The organism is Streptomyces sp. NPDC004721, from assembly GCF_053601495.1.
In genome coordinates this window covers 117201-141620 of sequence record NZ_JBSGBZ010000006.1, presented here as the reverse complement: position 1 = coordinate 141620, position 24420 = coordinate 117201, and the positions used below count along the sequence as shown (strand labels likewise).

General features: G+C 68.0%; 21 protein-coding genes and 6 pseudogenes. 15 read left to right on the top strand and 12 right to left on the bottom strand.

Annotation, left to right across the window (positions count from 1 at the left end; all coding sequences use genetic code 11):
• The first annotated feature begins 12 nt into the window (after nucleotides 1-12).
• The 5 genes and pseudogenes from ACWEK3_RS07375 to ACWEK3_RS07355 all read left to right on the top strand — a co-directional run bounded on the left by ACWEK3_RS07375 (nucleotide 13) and on the right by ACWEK3_RS07355 (nucleotide 4461).
• A complete protein-coding gene (locus tag ACWEK3_RS07375) occupies nucleotides 13-597 on the top strand; it encodes an immunity 21 family protein (RefSeq protein ID WP_450545692.1) in 585 nt (194 codons plus the stop codon).
• A 326-nt stretch (nucleotides 598-923) separates the two neighbouring features.
• The gene (locus tag ACWEK3_RS07370; protein ID WP_453249149.1) at nucleotides 924-1307 is read left to right on the top strand and encodes a VOC family protein; all 384 of its coding nucleotides are present in this window, start codon (nucleotides 924-926) and stop codon (nucleotides 1305-1307) included.
• Between the two features lie 232 nt (nucleotides 1308-1539).
• A pseudogene (locus ACWEK3_RS07365) lies at nucleotides 1540-2522 on the top strand (ADP-ribosylglycohydrolase family protein).
• A gap of 228 nt (nucleotides 2523-2750) precedes the next feature.
• Nucleotides 2751-3995 (top strand): MFS transporter, encoded by a 1245-nt coding sequence (locus ACWEK3_RS07360; protein WP_450545688.1) that lies wholly within the window; start codon nucleotides 2751-2753, stop codon nucleotides 3993-3995.
• A gap of 37 nt (nucleotides 3996-4032) precedes the next feature.
• The gene (locus tag ACWEK3_RS07355) at nucleotides 4033-4461 is read left to right on the top strand and encodes a hypothetical protein (RefSeq protein ID WP_453249148.1); all 429 of its coding nucleotides are present in this window, start codon (nucleotides 4033-4035) and stop codon (nucleotides 4459-4461) included.
• Nucleotides 4462-4501: 40 nt separating this feature from the next.
• Here the strand turns inward: ACWEK3_RS07355 and ACWEK3_RS07350 are convergent, their stop codons facing one another.
• A complete protein-coding gene (locus tag ACWEK3_RS07350) occupies nucleotides 4502-5251 on the bottom strand; it encodes a class I SAM-dependent methyltransferase (RefSeq protein ID WP_453249147.1) in 750 nt (249 codons plus the stop codon).
• A 697-nt stretch (nucleotides 5252-5948) separates the two neighbouring features.
• Here ACWEK3_RS07350 and ACWEK3_RS07345 point away from each other — a divergent pair.
• Nucleotides 5949-6743, top strand: a complete 795-nt coding sequence (locus ACWEK3_RS07345) for a hypothetical protein (protein WP_453249146.1) — start codon at nucleotides 5949-5951, stop codon at nucleotides 6741-6743.
• A 317-nt stretch (nucleotides 6744-7060) separates the two neighbouring features.
• Here ACWEK3_RS07345 and ACWEK3_RS07340 read toward each other — a convergent pair whose 3' ends face one another.
• Nucleotides 7061-7324: a hypothetical protein gene (locus ACWEK3_RS07340; protein WP_453249145.1), complete on the bottom strand. Its 264-nt coding sequence runs from the start codon at nucleotides 7322-7324 to the stop codon at nucleotides 7061-7063.
• A gap of 235 nt (nucleotides 7325-7559) precedes the next feature.
• Here ACWEK3_RS07340 and ACWEK3_RS07335 point away from each other — a divergent pair, with 235 nt between their 5' ends.
• Entirely contained in the window at nucleotides 7560-7928 is a 369-nt protein-coding gene (locus tag ACWEK3_RS07335) for a CPBP family intramembrane glutamic endopeptidase (protein ID WP_453249144.1), read from the top strand.
• A gap of 81 nt (nucleotides 7929-8009) precedes the next feature.
• On the opposite strand, the gene ACWEK3_RS07330 is transcribed toward ACWEK3_RS07335, so the two are convergent.
• On the bottom strand, nucleotides 8010-8921 hold the full coding sequence (locus ACWEK3_RS07330; protein ID WP_453249143.1) for an alpha/beta fold hydrolase: 912 nt from the start codon (nucleotides 8919-8921) through the stop codon (nucleotides 8010-8012).
• 115 nt (nucleotides 8922-9036) lie between these two features.
• Between ACWEK3_RS07330 and ACWEK3_RS07325 the strand changes: the two genes are divergently transcribed.
• Together ACWEK3_RS07325 and ACWEK3_RS07320 are read left to right on the top strand one after the other, a co-directional pair.
• Nucleotides 9037-9672 carry a TetR/AcrR family transcriptional regulator gene (locus tag ACWEK3_RS07325; protein ID WP_450547727.1) on the top strand — a complete coding sequence of 212 codons (636 nt, stop codon included), beginning with the start codon at nucleotides 9037-9039 and terminating at the stop codon, nucleotides 9670-9672.
• Between the two features lie 271 nt (nucleotides 9673-9943).
• A pseudogene (locus ACWEK3_RS07320) lies at nucleotides 9944-10114 on the top strand (IS1634 family transposase); the annotation flags it as partial.
• Between the two features lie 120 nt (nucleotides 10115-10234).
• Here ACWEK3_RS07320 and ACWEK3_RS07315 read toward each other — a convergent pair.
• A pseudogene (locus ACWEK3_RS07315) lies at nucleotides 10235-11404 on the bottom strand (amidase family protein); the annotation flags it as partial.
• Between the two features lie 427 nt (nucleotides 11405-11831).
• On the opposite strand from ACWEK3_RS07315, the gene ACWEK3_RS07310 reads away from it, so the two are divergent.
• Entirely contained in the window at nucleotides 11832-12020 is a 189-nt protein-coding gene (locus ACWEK3_RS07310) for a dienelactone hydrolase family protein (RefSeq protein ID WP_453249142.1), read from the top strand.
• Nucleotides 12021-12333: 313 nt separating this feature from the next.
• Here the strand turns inward: ACWEK3_RS07310 and ACWEK3_RS07305 are convergent, their stop codons facing one another.
• Nucleotides 12334-14859, bottom strand: a complete 2526-nt coding sequence (locus ACWEK3_RS07305; RefSeq protein ID WP_453249141.1) for a S8 family serine peptidase — start codon at nucleotides 14857-14859, stop codon at nucleotides 12334-12336.
• Nucleotides 14860-14924: 65 nt separating this feature from the next.
• Between ACWEK3_RS07305 and ACWEK3_RS07300 the strand changes: the two genes are divergently transcribed.
• A complete protein-coding gene (locus ACWEK3_RS07300) occupies nucleotides 14925-15131 on the top strand; it encodes a hypothetical protein (protein ID WP_453249140.1) in 207 nt (68 codons plus the stop codon).
• A gap of 149 nt (nucleotides 15132-15280) precedes the next feature.
• Here ACWEK3_RS07300 and ACWEK3_RS07295 read toward each other — a convergent pair whose 3' ends face one another.
• On the bottom strand, nucleotides 15281-15625 hold the full coding sequence (locus ACWEK3_RS07295; RefSeq protein WP_453249139.1) for a MauE/DoxX family redox-associated membrane protein: 345 nt from the start codon (nucleotides 15623-15625) through the stop codon (nucleotides 15281-15283).
• A gap of 519 nt (nucleotides 15626-16144) precedes the next feature.
• Between ACWEK3_RS07295 and ACWEK3_RS07290 the strand changes: the two are divergent.
• Both ACWEK3_RS07290 and ACWEK3_RS07285 read left to right on the top strand, forming a co-directional pair.
• Nucleotides 16145-16596: pseudogene (locus ACWEK3_RS07290) on the top strand (IS1634 family transposase); the annotation flags it as partial.
• A gap of 199 nt (nucleotides 16597-16795) precedes the next feature.
• Nucleotides 16796-17914, top strand: coding sequence for a transposase domain-containing protein (locus ACWEK3_RS07285; RefSeq protein ID WP_453249138.1), 1119 nt, complete (start codon nucleotides 16796-16798; stop codon nucleotides 17912-17914).
• Between the two features lie 328 nt (nucleotides 17915-18242).
• Here ACWEK3_RS07285 and ACWEK3_RS07280 read toward each other — a convergent pair whose 3' ends face one another.
• From ACWEK3_RS07280 to ACWEK3_RS07265, 4 genes and pseudogenes are all read right to left on the bottom strand, one after another.
• Nucleotides 18243-18455 carry a hypothetical protein gene (locus tag ACWEK3_RS07280; protein WP_450543569.1) on the bottom strand — a complete coding sequence of 71 codons (213 nt, stop codon included), beginning with the start codon at nucleotides 18453-18455 and terminating at the stop codon, nucleotides 18243-18245.
• A complete protein-coding gene (locus tag ACWEK3_RS07275; RefSeq protein ID WP_450543628.1) occupies nucleotides 18352-19140 on the bottom strand; it encodes a hypothetical protein in 789 nt (262 codons plus the stop codon). Before ACWEK3_RS07275 ends, ACWEK3_RS07280 begins: the two co-directional genes overlap by 104 nt.
• A gap of 288 nt (nucleotides 19141-19428) precedes the next feature.
• Nucleotides 19429-19973 (bottom strand): annotated as a pseudogene (locus ACWEK3_RS07270) (GNAT family N-acetyltransferase).
• A 292-nt stretch (nucleotides 19974-20265) separates the two neighbouring features.
• Nucleotides 20266-20997 carry an SDR family oxidoreductase gene (locus ACWEK3_RS07265; RefSeq protein WP_453249137.1) on the bottom strand — a complete coding sequence of 244 codons (732 nt, stop codon included), beginning with the start codon at nucleotides 20995-20997 and terminating at the stop codon, nucleotides 20266-20268.
• A 311-nt stretch (nucleotides 20998-21308) separates the two neighbouring features.
• Between ACWEK3_RS07265 and ACWEK3_RS07260 the strand changes: the two genes are divergently transcribed.
• A complete protein-coding gene (locus ACWEK3_RS07260; protein ID WP_450544619.1) occupies nucleotides 21309-21725 on the top strand; it encodes an ester cyclase in 417 nt (138 codons plus the stop codon).
• Nucleotides 21726-21862: 137 nt separating this feature from the next.
• Here the strand turns inward: ACWEK3_RS07260 and ACWEK3_RS07255 are convergent.
• Nucleotides 21863-22102: pseudogene (locus tag ACWEK3_RS07255) on the bottom strand (SDR family oxidoreductase); the annotation flags it as partial.
• A 233-nt stretch (nucleotides 22103-22335) separates the two neighbouring features.
• Here ACWEK3_RS07255 and ACWEK3_RS07250 point away from each other — a divergent pair.
• Nucleotides 22336-23241 carry an alpha/beta fold hydrolase gene (locus ACWEK3_RS07250; RefSeq protein WP_453249136.1) on the top strand — a complete coding sequence of 302 codons (906 nt, stop codon included), beginning with the start codon at nucleotides 22336-22338 and terminating at the stop codon, nucleotides 23239-23241.
• 24 nt (nucleotides 23242-23265) lie between these two features.
• Here the strand turns inward: ACWEK3_RS07250 and ACWEK3_RS07245 are convergent, their stop codons facing one another.
• The gene (locus tag ACWEK3_RS07245) at nucleotides 23266-24180 is read right to left on the bottom strand and encodes an NAD(P)H-binding protein (protein ID WP_450544617.1); all 915 of its coding nucleotides are present in this window, start codon (nucleotides 24178-24180) and stop codon (nucleotides 23266-23268) included.
• Nucleotides 24181-24420 lie beyond the last annotated feature (240 nt).

The following is a 24420-nucleotide window of genomic DNA, read 5'->3' as shown; positions in this document are numbered from 1 at the left end:
CACACTGACGGCATGAGCGCCTCTTCGTTCACCTCAGCCGATGCGTCCGATGTCTATGCCTGGGTGGAGTCGATGGGCGGCCCATTGATCGTCATCCCCGTCTCCGCGCTGGCTGCATGGCGCGGGTGCACGCAGACCGGGGCCGTCGTGGGGGACTCCACCGATCCAGATGACTACGACCGCGCCTGCGCGGTGAACGAGTTGGCCGGCGTGATCGCCATCGGCGACAGCGGCGCGCAGGCACTGGTACTGGCTGACGAACCGGCCACCAGCTGCTATCTGCCCGAGTATCGGACCTTCCTGCGCTGGCTCGCCGCCGGCTCCGAGACTGGGCTGAAGGCCGCAGCCGAGGCTGTCCTTGCGGATCCCGCCACCGAGTGGGAGGAGTGCGGCACATGGAGGTCGGACGGCCCGGCCGTGCTCATGGACTCCGTCGAGGCGGGTACCGAATTGAGTGTCGAGTATCCGGGTGGCGGGATGCCCTCTCAGGCACCGGTCCCGCTGCCCGCCGGCCGTTGGAAGGTCCGTGCCGTCCACACCGAGGCGGATGAGGAGAACTGGGTCGGCTTGGTCCAGCTCCTCCCCATGGACGCCTGAACGGGCCGCGGCTCCAAACGAAGCGGTCACGTGTCGCGCGCGAGGTTGTGCAGATGGGCGAGTTCGCGCGGCGCGCTGGGGGCAGCGTGCGCGAGGGCCAGGACGGCCCCCGCCGTGACTCGCTCTGCTACAGCGTGCTCGCGGACGAGTGGCCATCCTTGTGTGACAAACTGCTCACCAGGGCCGCGGCCAAAGCCACCGTCTGATCGCGCAGTTGCCTGTCATGGGGCGAGGAGGACTCGCTCATTGCTCGGCGTCGTAGGTGAACTCGTCTAGCCAGAAAACGCGATCGCATAGCGCGTCGCCCTCTACATACACTGACGGGCATGGCATGCCGCATCAGTGAGTTGGTCATCAACGCCGCCGACCCCGAGCGGCTGGCCGCATTCTGGAGCGAGGTCCTCGGCTACGTCGAACTCGGCCGGGAAGACGACGGAAGCATCGAGATCGGGCCGCCCGACGTCGGCTTCGGCGGCCCGCAGCCCACCCTCGTCCTCAGCCCCAGCAGCAACGCGCGGACCGGGAAGCTGCCACTGCACATCGACGTCAACCCCACCGACCGCGACCAGGACGCCGAGCTGGAGCGGCTGCTCACTCTCGGCGCCAGGCCCGTCGACGTCGGCCAGACCGGCGCCGAGAACTGGCACGTCCTGGCCGACCCGGAGGGCAACGAATTCTGCCTCCTGCACACTAGGCTCCAGCCCCTCTGACCACGTGCGTGCTGGCGCCGAGCCGCTGGGACGTTCGAGTGAGGCCGGGGGATTGCCCGTCGGTGTCAGTGCCCGAGCTTGCGCTTGAGTTCCGCCTTGCTCATCGACGGGCCGCAGCGCATGTTGAGGCGGCGCGCCTACGCGTAGGGCTGGTCGTAGGTGGGGCTGTTGGCACCAGAGCGACGAGTCCCAGTACTCCGAGGTCCCTGACTACCTCGCCGCGACCGGAGCGCTGATTCGGGCTCGCCCTCGGGGACGCCCTCGGCTTCCCGACCGAGTTCAACGACGTGCCCTCGATCCTCGCCAAGTGCGGTCCCTGGCGGGAGATGGAGCTGCCGAAGCGCGCGTTCGTCTCCGACGACACGCAGATGACCCTCGCCCTCGGACACGCGCTCAGGACCGCCGTGGACCGCGGCCTGCTCACCCCGAAGCGGCTGGAGCGGCCGCTGCGCGAGGAGTTCGTCGACTGGTACCAGTCGCCGGAGAACAACCGGGCCCCCGGGCAGGACCTGTATGACCGCCTGCCATCGGCTGAAGGTGGACGGACGGGCCTGGCAGGAGGCCAGCCAGATCGGCTCCAAGGGCTGTGGCGCCAACATGCGCGTGGCCCCCATAGGGCTCGCGCCCGGGCTCAGCGACGAACAGCGCGCCGGTGCCGCCCAGTTGCAGTCCGCGCTCACCCACGGCCACCCGACGGCCCTGGCAGCCTCGGACCTCACCGCCCGCGCAGTGCACCTGCTCGCCCAGGGCGCCGACCCCGTGGGACTCGTTGGCCGACCGCGGTCGTACTCCTACGACAACCGCACCCGCTACGACCACGCCTGGCTCGGTGACCTGTGGACCCGCTCCCAGGATCCGGCCCCCGAGCACTTCATCGCGCGCGGCTGGGACGAGTGCCTGGAGATCCTCGACCGGCTCCAGGAGGCCGTGCGTACCGTCTCACCGGAGACCGACCCGTGCCTGGCCATCGGTGCGGGCTGGATCGCCGAAGAGGCCTTCGCCACTGGCCTGTTGTGCTTCCTACTCCTCCCCGACGAGCCTGTCACCGCCCTGCGCCGAGCCGCCTGCTCCTCCGGCGACTCGGACTCGATCGCCTGCCTCACCGGCGCCTTCGCGGGCGCCTGGTTGGGCGGGGACGCCTGGCCCGCTCAGTGGGCCGCCCGGATCGAGTACCGGGCCGAGCTGCTGGCTCTGGGAGAACTCCGGGACGCCTAGGGAGGGGCGTCAGGAAGTCGCGCAGCAAGACAGCCCCGGGCGAGCCGTCGCCGATCCACGGCGGCCACGAAGGTACGCACAGCATCGAGGTCCCCACCGGCATGCAATAGGTACAACGAATGGTTGTGGTCTCCCCGCCAATCGGTTGTTTGATCTCGCCGTCCGCTACTCGCTTTGATGCCGATGGTCAGCGTGTGGTTGTTCAGATCGGCGAGAGGCGCTTCAGGTATGGCAGGTAGGCGGGGGCTGGGGCGGCGGTTCGGGTGGTTGTGGGCGGCGTACACGGTCAGCTCGTACGGCACCGGGCTCGGGTTCGGTGCGTTTCCCTTGATCGCGGTACTCGTGCTGCACTCCGGTCCGACCCAGGTGGCGGCGCTGTCTGCCGCGGGGCGGGCCGTGGGGGCGGTGTTGGCGGTGCCGCTCGGTCCGTGGGTGGAGTTCCGCCGTAAGCGGCCCGTCATGATCGCGATGGACGTGATCCGGTTCTCGGCTCTGATGAGCGTCCCTGCGGCGTTCGCGCTCGGCCGGCTCAGCTTCGCCCAGCTCCTCGTGGTCTCCGTCGTCGTCGGCGCGGCCAACATCGCCTTCACCGCGGCCAGCGGTGCGTATCTGAAGGCGCTCCTGCCACCGGAGGACCTGCTCGTCGCGAACAGCCGGTTCGAGTCCACGACGTGGACCGCGACCATGGTCGGACCACCGCTCGGCGGCGCCGCGATCGGGCTGTTCGGCCCGGTGACGACCGTGATGGCCGATGCGGTCAGCTACCTGCTCTCCGCGCTGGGCATCCGCGCCATCGGAGGGACGGAACCGCGCCCCACGCGGACCGGTGCACCGCGGCTGCGAGCCGGCGATCTGCTCGAAGGATGGCGTCATATCCTTGCCCACCCCGCGCTGCGCCCGCTGTTCTTCAACACGATCGCGGTCAACGGCCTGATCATGGCCTCGGAACCGCTGCTCGCCGTACTTCTCCTGGGCCGCCTCGGATTCGCACCCTGGCAGTACGGTCTGGTGTTCGCGGTCCCTTGTGTCGGTGGCCTCGTCGGCTCACGCCTGGCGCGCCGACTCGTGGCGCGGTCCGGGCAGCGCAGGGTGATGCTGACCTTCGGGGTACTGCGTGCGTGCTGGCCTGTCGGATTGGCGTTCGTCCAACCCGGCGTCTCCGGGATGGTGCTCGTCATGGCCGTTCAACTCGGCCTTGTGACCTGTTGCGGGGTGTTCAACCCGGTGCTGGCCACCTACCGGCTCCACCACACCGACCCGGACCGGGTCGCCCGCACCCTGGCCGCGTGGTCGGTCAGCAGCAGCGCCGCCATCGCGGTCCTGACCGCCGTGTGGGGTCTGCTTGCCGCCGTCACCAGCCCCCGCATCGCGATCGCCGCCGCCGGAGTGCTCCTCCTGGCGACTCCGCTGCTGCTCCCGCGCCGTGAGAACGCGCCCCAGAGCAGAGGGAAACAGGCTACGAGCCTCACTTGACAGTCCGCTGGGCCGGCATGTGTCAGGCTCGTTGCAGTTGATCAAGCTCATGATGGACGGCAGGATGCCCGGGATCCCCGACCTGTCCACCGCCGTGGTCGAAGTCCGTGACGTCGCCGACCTGCACGTGTGCGCCATGACCGCGCCCGAGGCCGCCGGACAGGGGTTCATCGCCGCGGCCGGCGACACCGTGTCCATCGCCTACATCGCCGCCATGCTGCGCTCACGCCTGGGCGAAAAGGCGAGTCGGGTACCCGAGCGGCGCCTGCCCAGGCTCGTCGTGCGGGCGGGCGGCCTCGTCGTCCCGGCGCTGGGCGAGGTGAGCGGCAACCTCTGTGTCGTAGGCAACGCCGACGCCGGCCGGGCCCGCCACCGGCTGGGCTGGGCTCCGCGCTCCGCCGAGGACGCCGTCACCCGCCGGCGGACAGAGCCTGCTCGACCTCGGCCTGTTTCCGGCCGTTGCTGACCAGGCGTCAAAACGCTATGGGCGACCGGAGTAGGGATGCTCAGGCGTCGACTTGGAGCCGGAAATGGAGGTCGGTGGCGTTGGCGTGAGCAGGTTTGCCGTGCGGATCGGTGACCGCGGTCACGGCCAGGCCGGCGGTCGTAGCCAGTTCCTCGAACTCATCGCGGGAATACCAGTGCAAGACCCAGGGGCGCTCCACAACGCTGCTGTCGGAGCCGTGGTGGCGTTCGTAGCGCAGAAGCGTCGTCTGCGTCCGAGCTGTCTCATCACGTTGCTCGGCGACGACGGACACCCGAAGCTCGGCACCGTCGGGTGCGGCGGCCGTGCGCACGCGGCCGATCTGTTCGGCCGGGGTCGGTACGGGGGTGAACAGGGGCACCAGCGCGGCGCCGTCGTCCGCCAGGTGAGCGCGGATGCCGCGCAGGGCGGCCAGAGCGGTGGCGTCGTCCGGGAGCAGGGTGAAGGTCGGCCCGGCGAGGAAGATCGCCCGATAGCGGCGGGCCAGGTTCAGGGCCTCCATGCGCTGGTGAAACACGGTGGTGAGGAGGCCTTGTTCGTCCGCCCGGCGCCGGAGGCGCTCCAGCATGTCCGCGGAGGAGTCGACGCCCTCGACCTCCAGGCCGCGTCGGCGCAGTTCCAGTAGGGGATCACCGTCCCCGCATCCCAACTCCAATGCGGGCACGCCGACTTGTCGAAGGAAGGCGGCGTACGGCTCAGGGTCCTGGGAGACGGACCTCAGCGGTCTGTAGAGCTCCGCGACGATGCCGGAGTAGAAGTCAGCTGGATCCACGCCCGCCACCCTACGCACACCCATCCCGCGGGCTCACTCGAATATGCGGCATCCCTCGGTCAAGCCCGCGTCCGATCCCGACTGCCAGCAGGTGCCCTGCGCTCGTGCCGCGGGGCATACATGGGCGACGGCGCCCTGTCAGTGGTCTGGTGCATGATCGGCAGATCAGTCCTGGACCGGAGGGCCCTCCAGGCAAGGCGTGTCTCCGCGGGCAGGACCTGATGTCTCTCAGGCCCGGCCTCCTGTTCGAACCAGCGCACTGCGAGACGGCCGGCTTCGAAGACCTCGCCCTCGCCGTCCCGAAGGCGGCGCGAGCAAAGGAACTGCACGACGGCCGAGTGTCCGATACCGGACCTGGGGGCGACTGCCTTGTCCACCAGCACATCCTCAGGTGCCCGGGCCCCGTCCGGTAGGAGCAGGAACGAACGCTTGCCGTCCACCGCAGCTCAGGGCCTCCCCGAGCGAGGGATGCAGGTGGACCTGGTGAAGGCCCTTCGGGCCGGTGTGACTGCACAGCCAGCCGGATCGCGGCAGGGCTTCGCGGATGCTCTGCCCGATGCGCTGCTCGTCCCCGGGCAGCGACCACACATCGGTCGTTTTCGTGCGGGAGCCAGGAAATGCCACGGACGCAGCATGGCAGAGGGCAGCGACATTCCGAGACGCGAGTCGGCAGACGGATGGCACACTCCTGCCTGTCATGAAGAGATCCTCAATGAAGAACCGCCTCAGACCCCTGCTGCTGACGGCCGTGAGCCTGACCGTGGCTGTCGCCGCGAGCGCGTGCGGCCCGGCCGACGAGGGAGCCGCGTCGGCGAAGCCCACGGCCGCCGGTGCGGAGCCGTCGATCGGGAGGCCCACGACCCCGCAGGCATCAGCGAGTTCGCCGACGCGTTCCCGGGCGACCGCATCGCCGAGTCCCACCCCGGCCCGCACCACGTCCACGCCCGCGCCCACACCGAAGCAAGCCATCGTCAAGAACACGGCCGCACCCCGCACTCGCGCCGCCTGGCCCCGTGTCACGGTCGCCCGGCTGACGTTCGAGATACCCCCGGGCTGGACGCTGACGACGTACGGCAGCGACGCCTGCGTGCAGCCCGTGCACCGGGCCGGGCTGCCCACGATGTTCGGCTGCGCCGGCATCGCCATCAAGTCCGGCTCCATCGCCGGGAACGAACTACAGTCCTACGAGGCCGGCCAGACCGGTGGCTGGTACGCGGCCACCGACGTCCAGCCCTGCCCGGTTCGCCCGACCCTTGCGGACGGTTCCTTCAACGGCATCACCAGCGGCACGTCGTCGCCGCCGGTCGAGTCGGGCTTGCGTCCGGTGGGCAGCCGCAAGGCGGCCTACGACCGCTGGACGGCCGCCTGCGCGAGCGGCTACCGCTTCTCACCCCAGGCGTGGCACCTGCCTGTCTCCCGGGTGCTGTTCCTGGACTACACGGGGCACGCGGAGACAGCCCGGGTGCTGGAGTCGGTCCGGTTCCCCGGCTGATTACCACCTCGGGCACCGTTGACAGTGGCGCAGGAGATGCGGATCCACCTGATGCAGGCCGATGTCGCACGCCTGGCACACCGAGCGAGCGGCGAACCTCGGCGAGGGCGCCGTCTGGACTCAGCTGACAGCCAGCGGTGTGTCATGGGAGGCAGGCCCGGCCCAACGCAGCGCTGCTGCCCTGGAGATGAGAACGCAGCGAGGCGGCCGGCCGGGCTTGCAGTGGACCTTGCGTATGACTGGAAGTACGGCACGTCAGCGGCCGAAATTCGGCGTCCTTCGCGTCACGTAGGCGCGATGATCTGACTGTCCACCCGTCAACAAGCCGACCGGAGCCGTGTGATGGCCTCAGAAGCCGATGAGTCGCCGCCGTTGAGGCAGGCCACCACCACAGGAACTGCCTCCACCCGCACGGAAACGCTCGCCGGCACGTGCATGGTGGCTCTGGTGATCTGCGCGGTCTTGCCGATCAGTACGGAGGCTCCCGGACGGACGATGATCGTCGGCGCAGTCGCAGGCGTACTGATCGTCACCGCCTGCTTTCTGCGCTCGCCGGCGGTGATCCGCGCGGCTGTGTTCATCGGCCCGCTCTTCGGGTGCTTCGCTACGGGGATCCTCTCCGGCTGGCCTCCCGCAGTCACCACAGTCCTGGCATGCGTACTCCCTCTGGGATGCCTGCTGCTGGTCGGCCGCAGGCCTGCTCTGCGCCCGGCAACTCCGTGGCTGACGCGCGGATCACTGACGCCCGAGGCTCCCTGGCTGGGGCTGGCCACCGTACTGTTCAGCGCAGCGGCACTCACGGCATGGGCACTCGCCGTGCGGCCCGAACCGGGCGCGTACCTACAGGAGTTGCGGCGCCTCCCGCTCGGGCTCGCGATTCTGGGCATCGTAGCCTTTGCCCTGGTCAACCCCGTGTGGGAGGAGATGCTCTTCCGGGGAGTGCTGCTGACCGAACTCGCCGCGGTCTGGGGCACCAGGCCCGCTGTCGTGCTGCAAGCCGTGCTGTTCGGAGCCGCGCACTCCGCGGGCTTCCCCTCCGGCATCATCGGCATGATCATGGCGGGAACCTGGGGCCTCGTCCTGGGCATCATGCGCGTGCGCAGCGGCGGCATCCTGATCACATACCTGGTGCACGTAACCGCCAACGCGGTGATCGGGATCCTGGCCGTGCTCATCCTGCACTGACCTGTGCCTGCACGGCCAACGGCTTGACTTGGGCCATGTCCTGCCCGGTGCCGGCTGCTTGGCGGTCCGCCCAGGCGACTGTCAGTCGACGGCGTTCATGAAGCTCAGCATCCGGCGGTTGACCTCGTCCGCGTGGTCGATCTGCGGTCCGTGGCCGGTGCTGGAGATGATTTCGGCTCGTGCGCCCGGTACCAGCCGAGGCACGCGCTCGACTTGCCTCGGCGGGTGCACCAGGAGGCTTCGCTTGCCGAGCACCAGGTAGAGCGGGGTTTGGACGGTGGACAGTTCGTCCTCGGACAGGGGCAGTGGGGCGGGGCGGCGTATACGGTAGGTGCGAACGCCCAGTCTGATCATGGCCCGTAGCTCCGGCACGACGAGGACCGGCTGTTCCAGCCAGGCTGCCAGGCGTGGGCGTAGCGCCCGGGGTGCGAAGGTCGCGAAGAGACTGGCGAAGATCCAGACGAAGAAACGCAGACCGACTTTCTCCAGGCCGCCGGGGTCGAGCAGTGTGACCGAGGCGAGGCGGTCGGGCCTACGGTGCGCTTGGTTCAGGGCGAGCCATCCGCCGTAGGAGGAGCCGACCAAGTGCACGCGTTCAAGGCCGAGTCCGGCAAGTGTCTCGTCCAGCCACTGTGCAGCGCGCTCGGGTTGATGGATGGCCTCGCGCTGGACGCTGCGCCCGGGATCGCCAGGGGTGTCGATCGCGTAGACCGGGCGGTCGGAGCTGAGGGCAGGGGTGTTCGGGTACCACATGGCAGAGCAGGAGCCCGCTCCGTGCACCAGGACGACGGGCGTGCGGGACTGGGCGGCCGGGTCCGTGGGGCCGTACCTGTAGACGTGCGTGGTGCCGAAGGAAGTCTCCACGTCCGTCTCTTCGTGAGCGGGCGCCCCCAGTGCGTAGACCGCGTCGCAGGCCGCGAAGTACCTGTCTCGCCAGGCATCGCTTACGAAGCGGCCGACATCGGCCTGGGTATGGGTCGCGGTCTGGGACACGGCGGCCACCTCCGGGTGCGGAATCTTTGTGGTACGAATGTATCACGTTGCTGGTACGCCTGTATCATCAAGGCTGAGAGCCGACCATTGGAGACAACAAGCGGAGGAGCGGTCGATGCCCAAGCGCGTGGACCACGCATTGCGGCGTACCGAGATCGCGGAGGCGCTCCTTCGGGTGGCGGTGCGACGCGGGCTGCATGCCGTGGGCATGCGGGATGTGGCAGCGGAAGCGGGCGTGTCACTGCGGCTGGTGCAGTACTACTTCGAGACCAAGGAGAAGCTGCTGCTCTACGGGCTGCAGCATCTGGCCGAGAGGTTCGGGGAACGGGTCACCACCCGGGTCCGGGCCGCCGGCCGCGATCCGGGACCGCGCGCGCTGATCGAGGCGATGCTGATGGCAGCATTGCCGACCGACGAGGAGAGTCGCACCTTCCACCTCGTCTACACCTCATACGCCGTGCTGTCCGTCACGGACCGAGCACTCGCCGACCAGCCCTTCATCAAGAACCCTGATGCCGCCGAGAGCGCCCTGGCCGAACTCCTCCGGCAGGCAGAGGCGAGTGACCTCGTTCAGCCCGGTGTCGAAGCGCAGTTGGAAGCCGTCAGCCTGCTCGCCATGTCCGCAGGGCTCGGCACCAGCATCCTCGTCGGCCAGCGCAGCCCGGAGTCGGCCGCCACAGTCCTGAACCATCACCTGGACCGGATCTTCCAAGGAAGCCTCACCGGCGCGGGGACGCGGACGCGGGAGTGAGGTCCGAACCCCCGAGCCGGCTGCACCGGCCGCGCCCCCAGTGAGAGCTTCGGCGCCGCCGTACACCACTGCACATACGAGGAGGTGAGACCGATCAGCACTGTGACGAATCGGGGCTCCCTGCTTGAGACGGCCTCGGATGGCGTCACGGAACAGTTCTTCACCCTCGACCAGGTCCCCGGCGTGCTGTGGACGCCGGAAGGCGCCCCCATGCCGGCCCGCATCGTGGCCGCGATACGACCGAACTCCTCGTCCTGAGATCAACCCACCGGCCTACCGCACCCTGAAGCGGCGGCTGCCGGTCTTCGCCAAGGACGCGTGGCGCCAGAGGTTGGCCAAGGCGTGCGCCCGCCACACGCAGCTGGGTCCGGCGACACTGGTCCTCTACGACGTGACCACCTTGTACTTCGAGACCGACACCGGCGACGCACGGCCACCCGGTGGTGTTCGGCCGGCTGGACTCGACGCCGGAGAAGCCGCCGGTGCTGTCGTTGTCGCGTACCGGCTGGGTCTGCACCTTCTGCGGCCACAGGCACGCCACGATGCCGTTGTCGGCGAACACCCGCGCCCACGCCTCGGAGTACTCGCGGCGTACCCGGTGCGCGCCGAGCAGGTCGGCTGGAGTGATGGCCGCGGCCCGCTGCTGCAGCTGCTGCTTCTGTGCCTCTATCGTGGCCAGCGAGGTGCGGAACCGGGTGCGTACCGCCCCCTCGATCGCCGCGTCCTCTTCGGCGGTCACCGCGTACGTGTCGCCGAGCGTCCACGCGTTCTCGGCGTTCTGGTACACGGAGCTCGCCGACACCGCGCTGCCGTTGACTGGGTCGGGCTTGCTGGCCGACCAGTACGCCGTGTTGCCCAGGTTCGACGCGGGCGGCGTGATCTGCACGATCTCGGCGCCCAGGTCGGCGAACTGCTGCATTGCGGCGCGCAGCCGGGCCAGGATCCCGGGTGTCCAACGGTCTCGTGCCGGCGAGGTCTCGGTCTCGACAGTGGACCCGATGCGCAGCCCGGCGAACGGCTTGTTTCCCGGGCGCGGCGCGAGCGGGAACCCGTGGGGGAACACCGGCGCCTGCTCCGAGCGTGGGTCCCGCGGATCGGGGCCCGCGATGATGCCCAGCAGCATGGCCACGTCCGCCATCGAGCGGCCCATCGGGCCGCAGGTGTCCAGGCTGGTGCTGGAGACCGTGACGCCGAACTTCGGTACCAGGCCGTAACTGGGTTTGATCGAGCCGACGCCGACGTTCTGCGCCGGGTTTCGCAGTGAGTTGCCGGTGTCCGAACCGGTCGCCAGTACCGCGAGCCGCGCCGAGATGGCCGCCGCCGAGCCGCCCGAGGAGCCGCCGACGCACAGCGTGCGGTTCCACGGGTTCGCGGTCTGCGGGCAGGTGTCGTCATTCGTCCACGGACCGGTGTGCGTCAGGCCGAGGATCGGCATGTGTGCCTGGCGTACCCGCTCGGCCACCGCCGAGTCGCCGCTGGCGATGTTGCCGACCGCTAACGGGCAGCCGATGGTGAGCTCCACGCCCTCGACGGCGTAGATGTCCTTGAGCGCCACCGGTACGCCGCAGCCGAACGGTACAGGGGTGCCGCCGCGGGCCGCGGCGTCGAGTGCCTTGTCGGCGTCGCGCGCGATGGACAGTGCGAGGTCGGCGGTGACGCGTACGTACGCGTTCAACTTGCCGTTGTCGCCGTACACGGGAATGTCGGGATTCCTGGACGGTACCGAGAACATGCCGTCGCCGTTGAGCTCCTCGATGCGAGCCAGGAACCGCTGGGTGACCTGCACGCTCGTGACATCGCCGGCGAGCAGCATCGCGGCCAGCTGGGTACCGGTCAGGAACGGCAGGTCCATGCCGCGCTTGACCGCGGCCAAGCCGGCCTCGCGCTGCGCGTCGAGGTACGTGCGGGTCGACTCCGAGAGCTTGTCTACAGTGGGCGGTGAGGCGTTTGCGGTACCGGGCAGTGCGGGCAGCGCCGCGAACCCGGCGAGAGCCGCCGCGCCGAGAAGGCGACGGCGGGAGGTGCCTGTTGCAGCCAAGAGAAATTCCTTCTGGGGCCGGGGCCGTGAGGCCCTTCGGGCCGCCGCGCCGCAGCGGAACGTTGAAGGGGGGCGTGCCAAACCGACCGGGGCACCGTCGGTGTTGGCGTACGCGAGGCTGATGTGCGGTCGCCATCTGGACGTCGAGGCCGCCGGGTTGGAACACGAGATCGTCGTATTCCCCGGTGTGAACCACGCGTTCTTCAACGACACCGGCCCGAACCACAACGCCAACGCCGCGGCGCAGGCCTACGACCGGGTTCTGGGCTGGTTCGGCAGGTTTGTCGACCGTGGCGGTCAGGGCGACTGAACCTGGGCGAAGGCCTGGCCAGCCAGGCTCAGGCGAACCTGAGCCTGGCTGGCCAGGCCACGTGCGGCTAGGGCTGTGACCGGAAAGGTTTGCCGGGAAGCTCGCGGCGTCCGGTGCTGGGGGTACCTCCCACGCCGTTCAGGCTGTGGGGGAGCATCGCAAGGCGGAGCATCGCCCTCGTACTGGATGTACTCGGGTGATGCGACAACGCGGCGTGGGGGTACCCCCGGCCGAAGGCTGGGGGAGTGCCGTGCCGGGCGTCGCGAGCCGGTGAACCTTTCCGGTCGCAGCACTAGACGCCGCCGGACCCTGCCTAGGGCAGCGTCCGCACGACGGTCAGCGTCACATCGCCGTCCTGGTAGGACACCCTGAACATGTGGTGGCCCGCGTTCAGGACCCGCCGTTCCGGCAGGGAACGGAAGTTGCCCTTGATCGAGTCGCCGCTCATGATCGTCAACACCGTGCCCGGAGTGAGGGTCGCGCGAATGTCCAGGTCGAGTTCGCCGTCCAGCACCAGGTCACCCGCGGCCCGCACGCTCGTGTAGTCGTGGTCGCCGGAGATGGTGATGGCGACGCGACCCGCTCGGCCGACGGTCACGTCGCCGCCGACGTTCAGGACGTCGCCGGGCGGAACATCGACGAGGGTGACGGACAACGCGGACGCCGCTTCCCTGGACGACAGACCGGGCTGCAGCACGCCGCTGCCTGCGTCGATGCTGCCTGCCACGAAACCGCTGCCGCCGAGCGTGCCGCCCTTGACGTGGATCGAGCTTGCGTGCGAGCCGGTGATCGAAAGCTTACCGCCTTCAACCGTCGTGCCGCCCTCGTAGGTGTTGTTCCCCGTCATGAACAGCGTCCCGGAGCCCTGCTTGACCAGAGAAGCCGTGTAGAGGCCGTTGTCGATCTTGTGCTGAATGTGGGCCGCGCGCGCATCCATCCATTCCTTGCGCCACTTGACGGCGTCCGCATAGGTGATCTTGTCGTACACCTCGGGATGGCCGTCAGTAATAGCTTGGATGTAAGGATCATCCAAAATGCCCTGAAGTATGAAGGCGTGTTCGTTAAGCGCGCCGTCCGGATTCAGCACGTTGGGGCCGAATTCACCGGCGTAGGCAATGCCTTGCTGCTTGTAGCCGGCCAGCCACTGCAGATCTTCCTTTTCCCTTTCCTTGATCGCGATCTGGCTGATGTCGTTCGACCAGACGTCAAGGGGCGCTTTATCCATGTTGTAGGTCATCGGGCTCAGGAACTGGCCGGGGCCGTACATGCCCTTGGCCAGATCGGGAATCCCCCAGCCCCAGCGATCGTCCGGAAGACCATCGGGAGCGGTCCAGGCGATGGATGCCCCGGAGGGGGAGGTTTGCCCGGTGCCGAGGAATCTCACGCCGTCCGACATCTTATTGTTTGCCGTGGTAAACATCACCTGACGCACCTGCCTGGCGTCCATGTTCGGATAGCGGGAGAGCAGAACCCCCATCACAGCTGTCGCAACGGGCGTTGCCGGTGACGTGCCGCTTGAGTTTGAATAGCTAGTATCACCAGCGCTGCTCGTGGTACGAACGTTGTTTGAAGGGGTAGACACGACCCACCATTTTGCGAGCCCCGCCTCGTTAAACCCGAACTGCTTTGCGTATTCGGGATTGGCCGCAGTGGGCGGTTGCACCCCGCCGACGGCTACCCACTGATTTTCCGCCCAAGGATTGAAGAATGGATACGCCGGGCGATAATACGGGTTGCTCCAGTCGTTGTTGCCGGCCGACCTTACGTCGACGGTACCGCTGTCCTTGATGGCGTCCCAGATGGCGTCCATAAAGGAAAGCCCGGGGTGCTTCGGATTGTATTGTTCGCCGCCTATCGAATAGAATTTCTTGAAGATGAAGAACTGGTACTCCAGATCCTTCAGGGACTCGTTGGGAATCGCAGCCGCGTTTGCCGTGGCGCTGGCGCTGTCTTTGCCACGCACTTGATAAGCGTTGGCGAGGTTGCCGTTGACTCCAAGATCGTTTCCGAGACCATCAAAACGGGTTCTGTCAAGAGTGTAGACATATTGGCCCCAACTTTCGTTGATGACCTGGGCGCCTGCGTCGACCAGGGCCTTATGGCCTGTATGAAAGTACACGTAATCGTGGAAGGGGCCGTGGGACATGTTGTCGGAGCCGCCGGTCTTGGCAGCATAGATCTTCGATCTAAAGGCGATGCCGTGCTGTTCTATACCATCGCGCTTGCCAGAGATAACCCCAAGCATACCGGTCCCGTGCGAGTAGTCACTTGTTCTCGCCTGATCACCGGCCACAGTGAACGGATCGCCCGCAGTAAACGGGTTCGACGGGGTTGCCGAGGTGCGATACGAGAAGCCGGACGTGGCGTAGACACCCTCCGCACTCACCGAACTGATCAGCTCGGTCTGAAATGCTTCGTGTGTAGCCCTGTAGCCCGAATCCATTATGCCCAGCGTGACGCCCTGCCCGAAGTACCCTAGGGCGTAGGCGGTGGACGCGTTTACCGCGACGAGCTGCCATGGGGAATCGACCGCTGTGCCGGGAGTAGAAGGATTATGGCCGGTAAAGTAACCATATTCCGGCGTTTCCCAACTGGCTTTAGCGGCCTCTAGTTCCCCCGGACTCGTGGCGACAAAGCCGGGGTCTCCCGGGTACGAATACTGGCCGGGGTCTCTCGGGTACGCCGGCCCGCCGCCCTTATGACCAGGGGTCGATGTCGGACCGGTCTTGGACGATGCCGAGGCGAACCCGGCCGGAAACAACGCGATGCCTACTCCGGCAGCAAGGGTGCCTCCCAGCGGCCGCAGGAACTGCCGCCGACTCACGGACCTCTTGCTCATCTCCGACTCCTTCCGATGGGTCGATATCTCTAACGGACCGGGGCGGCCTGTTGCGTCCCAGCCCCATGATCTACACGCGCTGGTCGAGACAAAATGATGTGCCGTTCTGCCGCTTCTACCAGGGGGCGGATGTCGACGGCTTGGTTCGGGATCCCGACTGCGGCGACTCGGCCATCGCCGTCGATCACGACGCCATGCGGCGTTCCTTGGACCTGGAATCGGCTCTTGAGCGCGGTGGCGCTGGTCGCGCCAACCACCACCCAACCGGGTAGAGGCGGAGGCGGAATCGGCGACTGATCCTTGGCATCCCATACCAGCACCCGACCCCACTCGCCCGGATCAAAGGGGTGGATGATCAGGTCAGCGACAAGAGACTCGCACGGGGAGCAACCCTCAGACGTGAAGACCATCACCGAACGGCTCAGCTGCACGGGTTCGCCCCCATCGGACGCGGCGAACCCCAACAGGGGCGCGGCCTGGCCGACCTCCAGTCCCCCGAGGGCGCGTACGTTGCTTGGCGGATGACTACGAGCGCACCCGCGAGCCGAAGCATGATCGTCGGGTGCCAACCGCTGATGAGGCCGGCGCCGAGGATGACTTCGACGCCGGGAACGCTCCATGCCAGTGGCTCGACCAAGGCAGACGGCGCAAGCCGGTAACCGGCAACGGCCATTGCGAACCGACGCGGTGCGCGCACCTTTGCGGCGGCAGCCGCGATCAGAAGGAAACCCTGCCACGTCAGAACGGCGGACCGGAACTCTCCCACGAGTGGGCCTCCCCATATTGTCACCAAATTAGACTGCGACAGAAGTCCCTCGTCAAGAGGGCAACATCTGTCCACCAGAAGCGGTTTGAGTGACCGTCAACATGGATGCACATAACTGCGATGGACCGGGCCATGGGCTCGTTGCGGGGCCGGATGAGTGACGGTCCTGGTCGAAACTCGGTCGGTGTTGAGCTGGGGTTTCATGTGGTGGCTTGGTTGGTGCTCGTTGGGGAGTCCTCCGAGGCGTCTGCGGCGATGTATGCGGTCGGTTGGGGTGGGGAGTGGGACGTTGCGGTCGTCGGTCGGAGCTCGCAGACCGATCCCATGGTCTTGATGGCTTCGGCCGGTGTTGTAGTGCTCGATAGAGGTCTGCAGCACGTGGCCGCGAAGCAGCTTGGGTATGACCCGACTTGGGCCGTGATCGTGGATCTTGGAGGTTGCGGGTAGCGTTGACCTGCGGTTCTGCGTCCGAGACGTGCGAAATCTGCGCACTAAATCCGGGGCCCGTAGCGTGAGTCGGTGTCTCCGTACCTGCGCATAGCGAAGACCGCCTCGGGCGCGCGGGCGGTGCAGATCGTGCACTCGTCGCGGCGCGGCTCGCGCGATATCGAGCACATCGGTTCGGGGCGCGACGACGCTGAACTGGGGGTGCTCAAGGCAGTCGCCCGGCAGCGCCTGGCTGCCGGGCAGGGTGAGCTGGACCTCGATCTGGCGCCCGCCGGCGACGCCGCTGGCGGGCCGCTGCCGATCATGTCGTCCAGGATGAATCACTGTGGGGCGCCTTGACGGATGCCTACGACGTACTGGGCCTGCGCGACGCCGCACGCGGAGATGACGTGTTCCGGCAGTTGGTGCTCGCACGGATCATCGAGCCGACCAGCAAGCTGGATTCGATGCGGGTGCTGGAAGAAGCCGGCATCAACCCACCGGCCTACCGCACCCTGAAGCGGCGGCTGCCGGTCTTCGCCAAGGACGCGGATGGCGTCCCGCCAGGTGCAACACCGTTGCGTTTGCCGGCCGTGCGCCCTGTCAAGAGCGCGGGACTTCTGGTAGTTCCCATGGTGTCGAGCCAGGGACGAGCAACCGGAGGTCCCGTTGTCGTGGAAGTCTGTCAGCGTCCGGTTCAGTGCGGTAGTCCCGGACGTGTACGCGCCCGGTCATCTTGGTGAGTTGACGCAGATCATCGACTCTGAGCTGGTTGATGCGGACGTGGAGGACACCGGCGCACGGGAACGCAGAAGGCGCCTGCTGCCGACGCGCGTTGTGGTGTATTTCGTCCTTGCCCTCGCCTTCTTCGAGCGTTCGTCCTACCTGGCGGTGTGGGAGAAGCTCACGGCAGGGCTCGGCCCGCTCGCCGTGGCGCGTCCGTCTGCCTCTTCACTGGCGCGGGCCCGGCGTCGCCTGGGCAGCGCCCCGTTGCGCCGCTTGTTCACGGTCCTGGCCGGGCCGGTGGCCGACCGGGGCCAGTGCGGCACCTTCTACCAGGGGTTACGCCTGGTGGCCATCGACGGCACCACCTTGTCCGCTCCGGACGAGGAGACGGTGACCTGGCACTACCGCAAGCACATCGGCACGCTCCGCTCCTTCGGCTACCCACTCGTGCGGCTGGTGGCCATCGTGGAGTGCGGGACGCGGGCCCTGCTGGATGCGGCCTTCGGCCCCGATCACGTCGGCGAACTCGCCTACGCCCGCAGTCTGCTGGGCTACAGGCGGATGGAGGTACGTCTGGTCGAGGCATGGATCACCGTCACCCTCGCCGACGGGACGCAGCGCACCGAGTTGTGGCGGCTGTTGACCAACCTGCTCGATGCCCAGCGCTACCCGGCCGAGCAGCTCTTGGAGATCTATCATCGGCGGTGGCAGGCGGAGAGCTGCTATTTCTCGTTGAAATCGACGATCCTGGATGGCCGTGTGCTGCGCTCGCGCAGTGTTCCGGGGCTCGAGCAGGAGATCTTCGCTCTGCTGACGGTATATCAAGCTCTGATCCGGATGGCCGGGAGATGTCACGACTGCCCGCCCGGGCCTGCCCGCAGAGCGGCTGAGATTCGTTGCGCTCTTCCAGGCCGCCGCCGACCAGATCATCGCCGCACACGCCTTCCGCGGGGGAGAGCCCGTGTCTCTGATCGGGGTCATCGGACGTGCAGCACTGGGCAACTTGCTGCCCGAATGCCACCGCTGCCGTGTCAAAGCCCGCTATCGCAAGTCCGCAAAGACGACGGACTTGACAACGGTCGACCAGCTAAAAGCAACGGTGTTGCCGCCATGTGGTGTAGCCGATCTTGCCGGTGATCTTCACCGTCGCTCGGCTGCCATCCAGTTGGCTGGCGTGCTTGCACTGAAGCCGTAGACTGACGCGCGGTCAGTCCGAGGGCGGCTGCGGGACCCGAATTCCGGTCGTGAACTGGGCCTTTGCCGCCGTGATCGGCTACACCGCTTCAGGGGACGCGACCCAGCCATAAACGCACAGAGCGAGCACGCTGCTACTCTCGGTGTGGGCGGCCTTCGGGAAGCGCACATCCGGTAACTGAGCAAGAAGTCAACGGTGCCGTGCAGCGCGGAGTCCCCTGCCGAAGTCCACAGCGGCAGGGGACTCCGTCGCGTGGGGGCCGCGGTGCGCTCAGGGCCCTGGCGCCCACACGTCCGGGCCGCCGCCCTGCCACTCGATCAGCTCCGACGTCTCGACGTCCACGTCCTCCAGGCCCGCCCGCCGCAAGAACTCCTCGACGTCACGCGCCCCGAAAGCCAGGCCCAGGATCTCCCCGCCCGCGCGCACTCGCCGGCCGCCGCTCGGCAACGGAGCGGACACCACCACAAGGCGCATCTCGGACATGCCCCCAGCGTCCGCCGCCCCGCCCGGACACGCACCCGGACAGCGCCCGGACAAGCGACGGCCCCCTCGTCGCGCGGTGAGGGGGCCGTCCAGGGGCTCGGCTACCGCAGGCCCAGCCGTTCCGTACGGTCCGGGTTCGGCAACGAGCCGCCCCAGTCAGTGAGGTGTCCGGCCCTCCTCGCCGCGAGGATTCACCCATGCTCATCTCCCACGTCAGCCGACCGTTCACTGCCCTGGGCAGGCTCATGTTCCGTGAGTTGTAGGTGCCCCCGTGTTCCATGGCGTGCCGCCACTTCGCGGCCAGCCCCGGCATGAGCCCGGACGCCTCCAGGTACTCCACCTCTGCCCACCCGCCAGCGTTGCGCGCTTCGCCCTCGGACGCGCCAGCCCGGATGGCGGCGAGGGCGACACTCCAGCGGGCCTCACTCGCCTCGCGCTGGACGTGGCCCCGCTCGGCCGGGCCGGTGTGCCGGGGCGTCCCGACCACGTTGTGTGTCGGGTCCTCCGCAGCGATGGCCCGGGCCTCCTCGTCGTAGGCGCGCCACCGGGACGGGTGCCACTCGTCGGTACGCCGGGCGACCAGGTGCCCCCAGGCCGTGTGGCTGTGCGCCTTGGCTCGCTCCTCCGGGGTGTACGACGACCCGATGTAGAGCAGCGTGCCGTCCGCGGCCCACAGTCGGTACACGGCGGCCGGGCGCTCACTGCTGCTGGTCGTCTCCTGCTGTGCTGTCGTCACTGTGCGCTTCCTCCTCGGCCTGCCGTTGCAGGTCCGTGCCCTGAATGATCTGGCCGATCGTCAGAGGCGGGGACGGCGCCGTTACCCACACCGATCAACCCTGCTGCGACCGTGAGCACCTCCCGCCCATTCGATGACCCAGCGTCCGCACCGCTTCTGCCAGCGCATCCTCGGACGGCGTAGCGCGGAGCTGGCCTGAGGCGGGCCAGGACGAGGCGACACGGACCGAACCGGTGGCTATTCGTGCAGGTCGGAAGGAAACCGCAGGTCAGGCGCACTGTCAGGAGCCCTGTAGTGGACGGTTCCGCTGGGTAGCGGGTGGTCGGCGTCGAGGCTGAGTGCCATCAGCGCGTCGTCCGGAACGTCGAGGTCAGGCCGATGCCGTGGTCAGAGCCACGGGTGAACCCGAACCGGGGATAGTAGGCCGGGTGCCCGAGGACGACCACATGGTGTTCACCCAGTGACCTCGCTGCGGCCAGGGCCGCGCTGATGGCCGCGGTGCCCGCACCGGTCCGCTGCTGCTCTGGGTGGACGGCGCACGGGGCCAGGCACAGGGCCGGTGCGGTGTCGATGTGGCAGCGGGTCAGCAGAGCGTGGCCCACTGGGCGGTCGGCCTCGTCCGCTGCGATGACGGAGAGGCCTTCGATCCAGGCGGTCGGGTCGGCGCGCAGAGCGTCGACGAGGTCGGCCTCCGCGGGCGTGGGGAAGGCGGCGAGGTTGATGTCGCGGATGGCGGCGATGTCGGCGCTGGTTTCGGCTCGTGTGATCCAGGTGTTGCCCATGACGATGGAAGATCCGTTTCAGGAGATGTTCGTGTGGTTGCCCCGCGAGCTCACGCTCCCAGCAAGGGCGGGCAGAGGAAGGTCAGGCCACGGCCCGGGACGTGAGGGAGACCCGGGCACTGCGCACGGTGGCCTTGAGCGCGGTCATCAACCTCACCTCCTCGGTGGTCCTCAGTTCCTGATCAAGCGCGGACACAGCAACCGTACAGCGTTCCGAGCGCCCAGTTCTCTCCGCGCGAGCCGAGGTGAACCGCCCCCGGACATCGGTCCGCCCCTCACCGGCCGGGGTGGTTCAGGAGAGCCAGTCGCTGTAGTGGGTGCCGGTGATACGGGCGTCGCCCTTGGCGATGATGGCGTCACCGGGGACGGCGGCGAACATGCCCGCGGTGTCATCGGTGACGACCGTACGGCCGTCGGGGTGGGCGTTCAGAGTGATCCGGCCGAGTTCGTCGAGAGAGAAGACGTCGGGCCCGGCGATGTTGCGGGTGCTGTTCAAAGGGGAGCCGACGGCGACCTCGGCGACGGTGTCGGAGACGTCCTGGGCGGCGATCGGCTGGATCGGTGTGCTGGGCAGGCGGACGGTGTCTCCCTCGGTGGTCGAGGACAGGATGGCGTCGATGAACTCCATGAACTGGGTGGCGCGGACGATCGAGTAGGGGATCGGCCCGGCCTTGAGGATGTTCTCCTGCAGGGTCTTGGCCCGGTAGTAGACGAGGTCGGGCACCTGGTCGGTGCCGACGATCGAAAGGATGACGACGTGCCCGACCCCGCCCTTGTGACTGGCGGCCAGGATGTTGTCCATGGAGGTCTGGAAGAACGCCAGGGAAGCCTCGTCGAAGGTCGGGGAGTTCGTCAGGTTGACGACGACGTCGGCGCCGGCCACCGCCTCCTCCAGGCCCTGGCCGGTGATCACGTCCACGCCCGTGGAGAGTGAGAGAGGCACGGCTTCATGTCCCGCCGCGTTGAGCTTCTTCACGACCTGCGACCCGATCAGGCCGGTACCGCCGATCACTGCGCACCTCATGGGTCACCTTTCGTCGCGCGCCGGCGCGGGACGTCACCTGCACAGTGACCCGACCCACGCCGCCAACCACGGGCGCGTGATCGCGTGCGGATCACGGCCATGCCTCCAGGTTGCTACGGCGCCGAGCGCCGCGCATGCCGCCCGCACCATGTCGGGTGACCGGTGGGGCGGCGAGAAGCCCGGCGGTGCGCAGTGCTGTCGAGTAGACATGCTGGGGGCGTACGGCTGGTGTACGGTCCCCATACGGCGTAGGTGCGTGGACTTCGCAGCCTACGGACAGGCTGGTCGCCGGCCGCGTCTGAGGAGCGCGTATGTCCCAGCAGACAAACATCGCCGCACAGACTGCCTTCGGAGAGGCCGTCGTCACCGGCAACCTCGACGCCCTCGACGAGATCGTCGCACCCGACTCGGTCGACCATGATCCCACCCCAGGACAGGTGCCGGGGCCCGAAGGGTACAAGGCCATGTTCGGCGAGTTGCGAGCGGCCTTTCCCGACTTGCACGTCGAAGTGGAGCATCTGGTGGCTACCGACGACGAGTTGGCCTTCGCCTACACCATCACCGGGACGCACCTGGGACCGCTGATGGGGCAACCGGCGACCGGCAAGAAGGTGCGCTACCGAGGCATGCAGATCAGCCGCTTCGACAGCGACGGCAAGCTCGTCGAACGCTGGGGCAGCAGCGACGAACTCGGCATGCTGCGTCAACTCGGCCTCGCCGAGATGTGACTAGCTGGGACGCCGCTACCGGGTTCCGGCGGAGATGATGACGCCTCTGTCAGCCGCCGGCGGTTTGGTGCCGGCCGCACTTTGGGGATGACAGGGGGCGCTCACCCCGTGGTCGACTGCCGGCAACGGCCCCATGCTCAGTGCCCAGCGCTCTGACCGCCGTCGACGTGCAGGATCTCCCCGATGACGAACGCAGCGTTCTGGAGGTAGACGACCGCTTGGACGACATCGCCAATCTCACCCATCCGGCCAAGCGGGTGGAGCTTGGCGAGGGCTTCGTGCGTCTCGGGCGGGTGCATCGGGGTGCTGATGACGCCGAGCGCGACGGTGTTGACCCGGATGCCGCGGGCCGCGTACTCGATCGCCAGCGCCTTGGTGACCGCATTTCCGCCGCGGACAGGCTGTCCGAGCAGGGAAGCGTCGTGGCCACGAGCCGGACCACGCCGGGTTGTTGATGAAGTGGACGTGCGAGACCCCTCGAAAACCTGCGGCCCGTTCTCTCACCCGAATGCTCCGCCCGTCTCACCCTGGCGGCCCCTGCCGCCGGGCCTCACGCCGCGGATGGAGCAATGCTCGGGAGGCGGGGGACCTCATGGAAAGGAAGGCCTGCATGACGGCATCTGTGGTGCTCGGCCTCATACGTCGCACAAGTCGGACACCCTTCATGGTCGCTGGGTGCGCGATGGTTCTGTGCACGTCCGCGGCAGCCCCGACGGCTGTCGGCGGCGACACGAGCGGCGGCAAACCCACCGTGGTCCTGGTGCACGGGGCGTTCGCGGACGCCTCCAGTTGGAACGGTGTCATCGCGCGACTCGAACGCCGCGGCTATACGGTCGTGGCGCCCGCCAACCCACTGCGGAGTCTGTCCAACGACTCCACCTACATCGCCTCGGTACTCGACAGCATAAAGGGCCCCATCGTGCTGGTGGGTCACTCGTACGGCGGCGCCGTCATCAGCTCGGCGGCAGCCGGCAACCCAAGGGTCAAGTCCCTGGTGTATGTGTCAGCGCTGATGCCCGACAAGGGCGAGAGTGGCGACGCACTGTCCGCCCGATTCGCCTCTCCACTCGCCACCGCCACCAGATCGGTCCCCTACCGAGCCGGCGGCGTCAGCGGAACCGACCTGTACATCCGGCCGGACAAGCTCCACGAGGTCTTCGCCGCCGACCTGCCGCAAAGCATGACGAAGTTGATGGCAGCCACCCAACGGCCTGCCGCGGCAACCGCGTTCTCCGAGAAAGCCAAGGTGGCAGCGTGGCGGTCCATTCCGTCCTGGGCCCTCGTCGCGAAGCAGGACAAGAGCATCAACCCGGATCTGGAACGCTTCGAGGCGAGGCGCGCCGGTTCTCACACGGTGGAGATCGACTCCTCCCACGTGGCCATGATCTCCCATCCCGACGCGGTCACCGACCTCGTCCTCCAAGCCGCCGTGGCCGCTGTCTCCGCCCACACATCGCGCGCGGCCTCCTCGAACACGGACAAGCGTGCAGCGAGGACCGCGGCACCACAGCCCTGACCAGGCTTTCCAGGACGAATCTGGCTACGACCGCAGCGCGGGGATGTTCCTGATGAGGCTGTCGAACCCGAGCGGGGGGCGTCCGAGGAGTTCGGTGACGTCGTTCGTGGCCCGGTCGTACCGGCCCTCGCCGTGCAGCCGAGCCATCGTGGCGACGTGCTCGAAGACGTGGGGTGGCAGGTCCAGCTTCTTGAGGTCGTGTTCCAGCCACTCCTCGTACGGCACGTCGACATAGGTCACGGTACGGCCCAGGGCAGTGGAGAACTCGGCCGCGATCGCGGCCATGTCCCGGGAGCGTGCCCCGGTCAGCTCGTAGACCCGGTGGGACGGCGGAGCCGGGTCGAGCAGGAGGTGTGCGATGACCTCCGCCACATCGGCTGAAGCGACCGGGGAGGTCCGGGCGGAGCCGAACGGGAGGCGGATCGTGCCGTCCCGCAGGATCGAGGCGACGGCGACCTGGGCGAAGAGCGGATTCTCCATGAACACCGTGGGCCGGACGTGGACGACCGGCACCCCCGACCAGTTGAGGACGTGCTCGCTCAGCCAGTGCAGCCGCTGCTGGTGGGACTCGGTATCGCTGGTGAGGTCCATCTGCGAGACCGTCATCTGCGAGATGCTCACCAGCAGGTCCAGGCGGTCGTCCTCCCGAGCGGCGGCAGCGACCGTCGTCGCGGCCTCCAGGTACGAGGGCGACACGCTCATCCCGAAATAGGCCCTGTGGCAGCCCGCCAGTGCCTCCACCACGTCGGCGCCACGGGTGAGGTCGCCGACCACCACGTCCACGCCGGCCATGGCCCGCAGAGCCGTGGCCCGTTCGTCGTCGTGGTGCACGAGTGCCCGGACGGGCACGCCCTCCGCATGCAAGCGGTCGAGGACCGTTCGCCCGACTCCGCCGACGCCGCCACCAACGCCAGTGACAAGAATGGGTTGGACGTGCACGGCAATCGCCTCCTGCCTTCCGGACCGGGGCGCCCGATCCGCTCGGGACGGTCCCCCTGAGGCTGTTCAGTGGATCGCCCACACAGCCACCGCGGGCCCTTGAGCGCCATGCTCCAGTCGACCACGCCCTGAGCGTCAGCGTCTGCCTGGACGTACCGCAGGCCGCTCTCCCATGTGCCGTCCGCCGACGACCCGCGCTGCCGCTCGTACACCGTCTTCCGCTTCCCGAACCGTCGTGGA

Coding starts and splice junctions, on each gene's coding strand:
- ACWEK3_RS07375 (WP_450545692.1), top strand. CDS start 13: ATGAGCGCCTCTTCGTTCACCTCAGCCGATGCGTCCGATGTCTATGCC.
- ACWEK3_RS07370 (WP_453249149.1), top strand. CDS start 924: ATGGCATGCCGCATCAGTGAGTTGGTCATCAACGCCGCCGACCCCGAG.
- ACWEK3_RS07360 (WP_450545688.1), top strand. CDS start 2,751: ATGGCAGGTAGGCGGGGGCTGGGGCGGCGGTTCGGGTGGTTGTGGGCG.
- ACWEK3_RS07345 (WP_453249146.1), top strand. CDS start 5,949: ATGAAGAGATCCTCAATGAAGAACCGCCTCAGACCCCTGCTGCTGACG.
- ACWEK3_RS07340 (WP_453249145.1), bottom strand. CDS start 7,324: ATGAACACAGCCGCGCGGATCACCGCCGGCGAGCGCAGAAAGCAGGCG.
- ACWEK3_RS07325 (WP_450547727.1), top strand. CDS start 9,037: ATGCCCAAGCGCGTGGACCACGCATTGCGGCGTACCGAGATCGCGGAG.
- ACWEK3_RS07310 (WP_453249142.1), top strand. CDS start 11,832: ATGTGCGGTCGCCATCTGGACGTCGAGGCCGCCGGGTTGGAACACGAG.
- ACWEK3_RS07305 (WP_453249141.1), bottom strand. CDS start 14,859: ATGAGCAAGAGGTCCGTGAGTCGGCGGCAGTTCCTGCGGCCGCTGGGA.
- ACWEK3_RS07300 (WP_453249140.1), top strand. CDS start 14,925: ATGATCTACACGCGCTGGTCGAGACAAAATGATGTGCCGTTCTGCCGC.
- ACWEK3_RS07280 (WP_450543569.1), bottom strand. CDS start 18,455: ATGTCCGAGATGCGCCTTGTGGTGGTGTCCGCTCCGTTGCCGAGCGGC.
- ACWEK3_RS07265 (WP_453249137.1), bottom strand. CDS start 20,997: ATGAGGTGCGCAGTGATCGGCGGTACCGGCCTGATCGGGTCGCAGGTC.
- ACWEK3_RS07260 (WP_450544619.1), top strand. CDS start 21,309: ATGTCCCAGCAGACAAACATCGCCGCACAGACTGCCTTCGGAGAGGCC.
- ACWEK3_RS07250 (WP_453249136.1), top strand. CDS start 22,336: ATGACGGCATCTGTGGTGCTCGGCCTCATACGTCGCACAAGTCGGACA.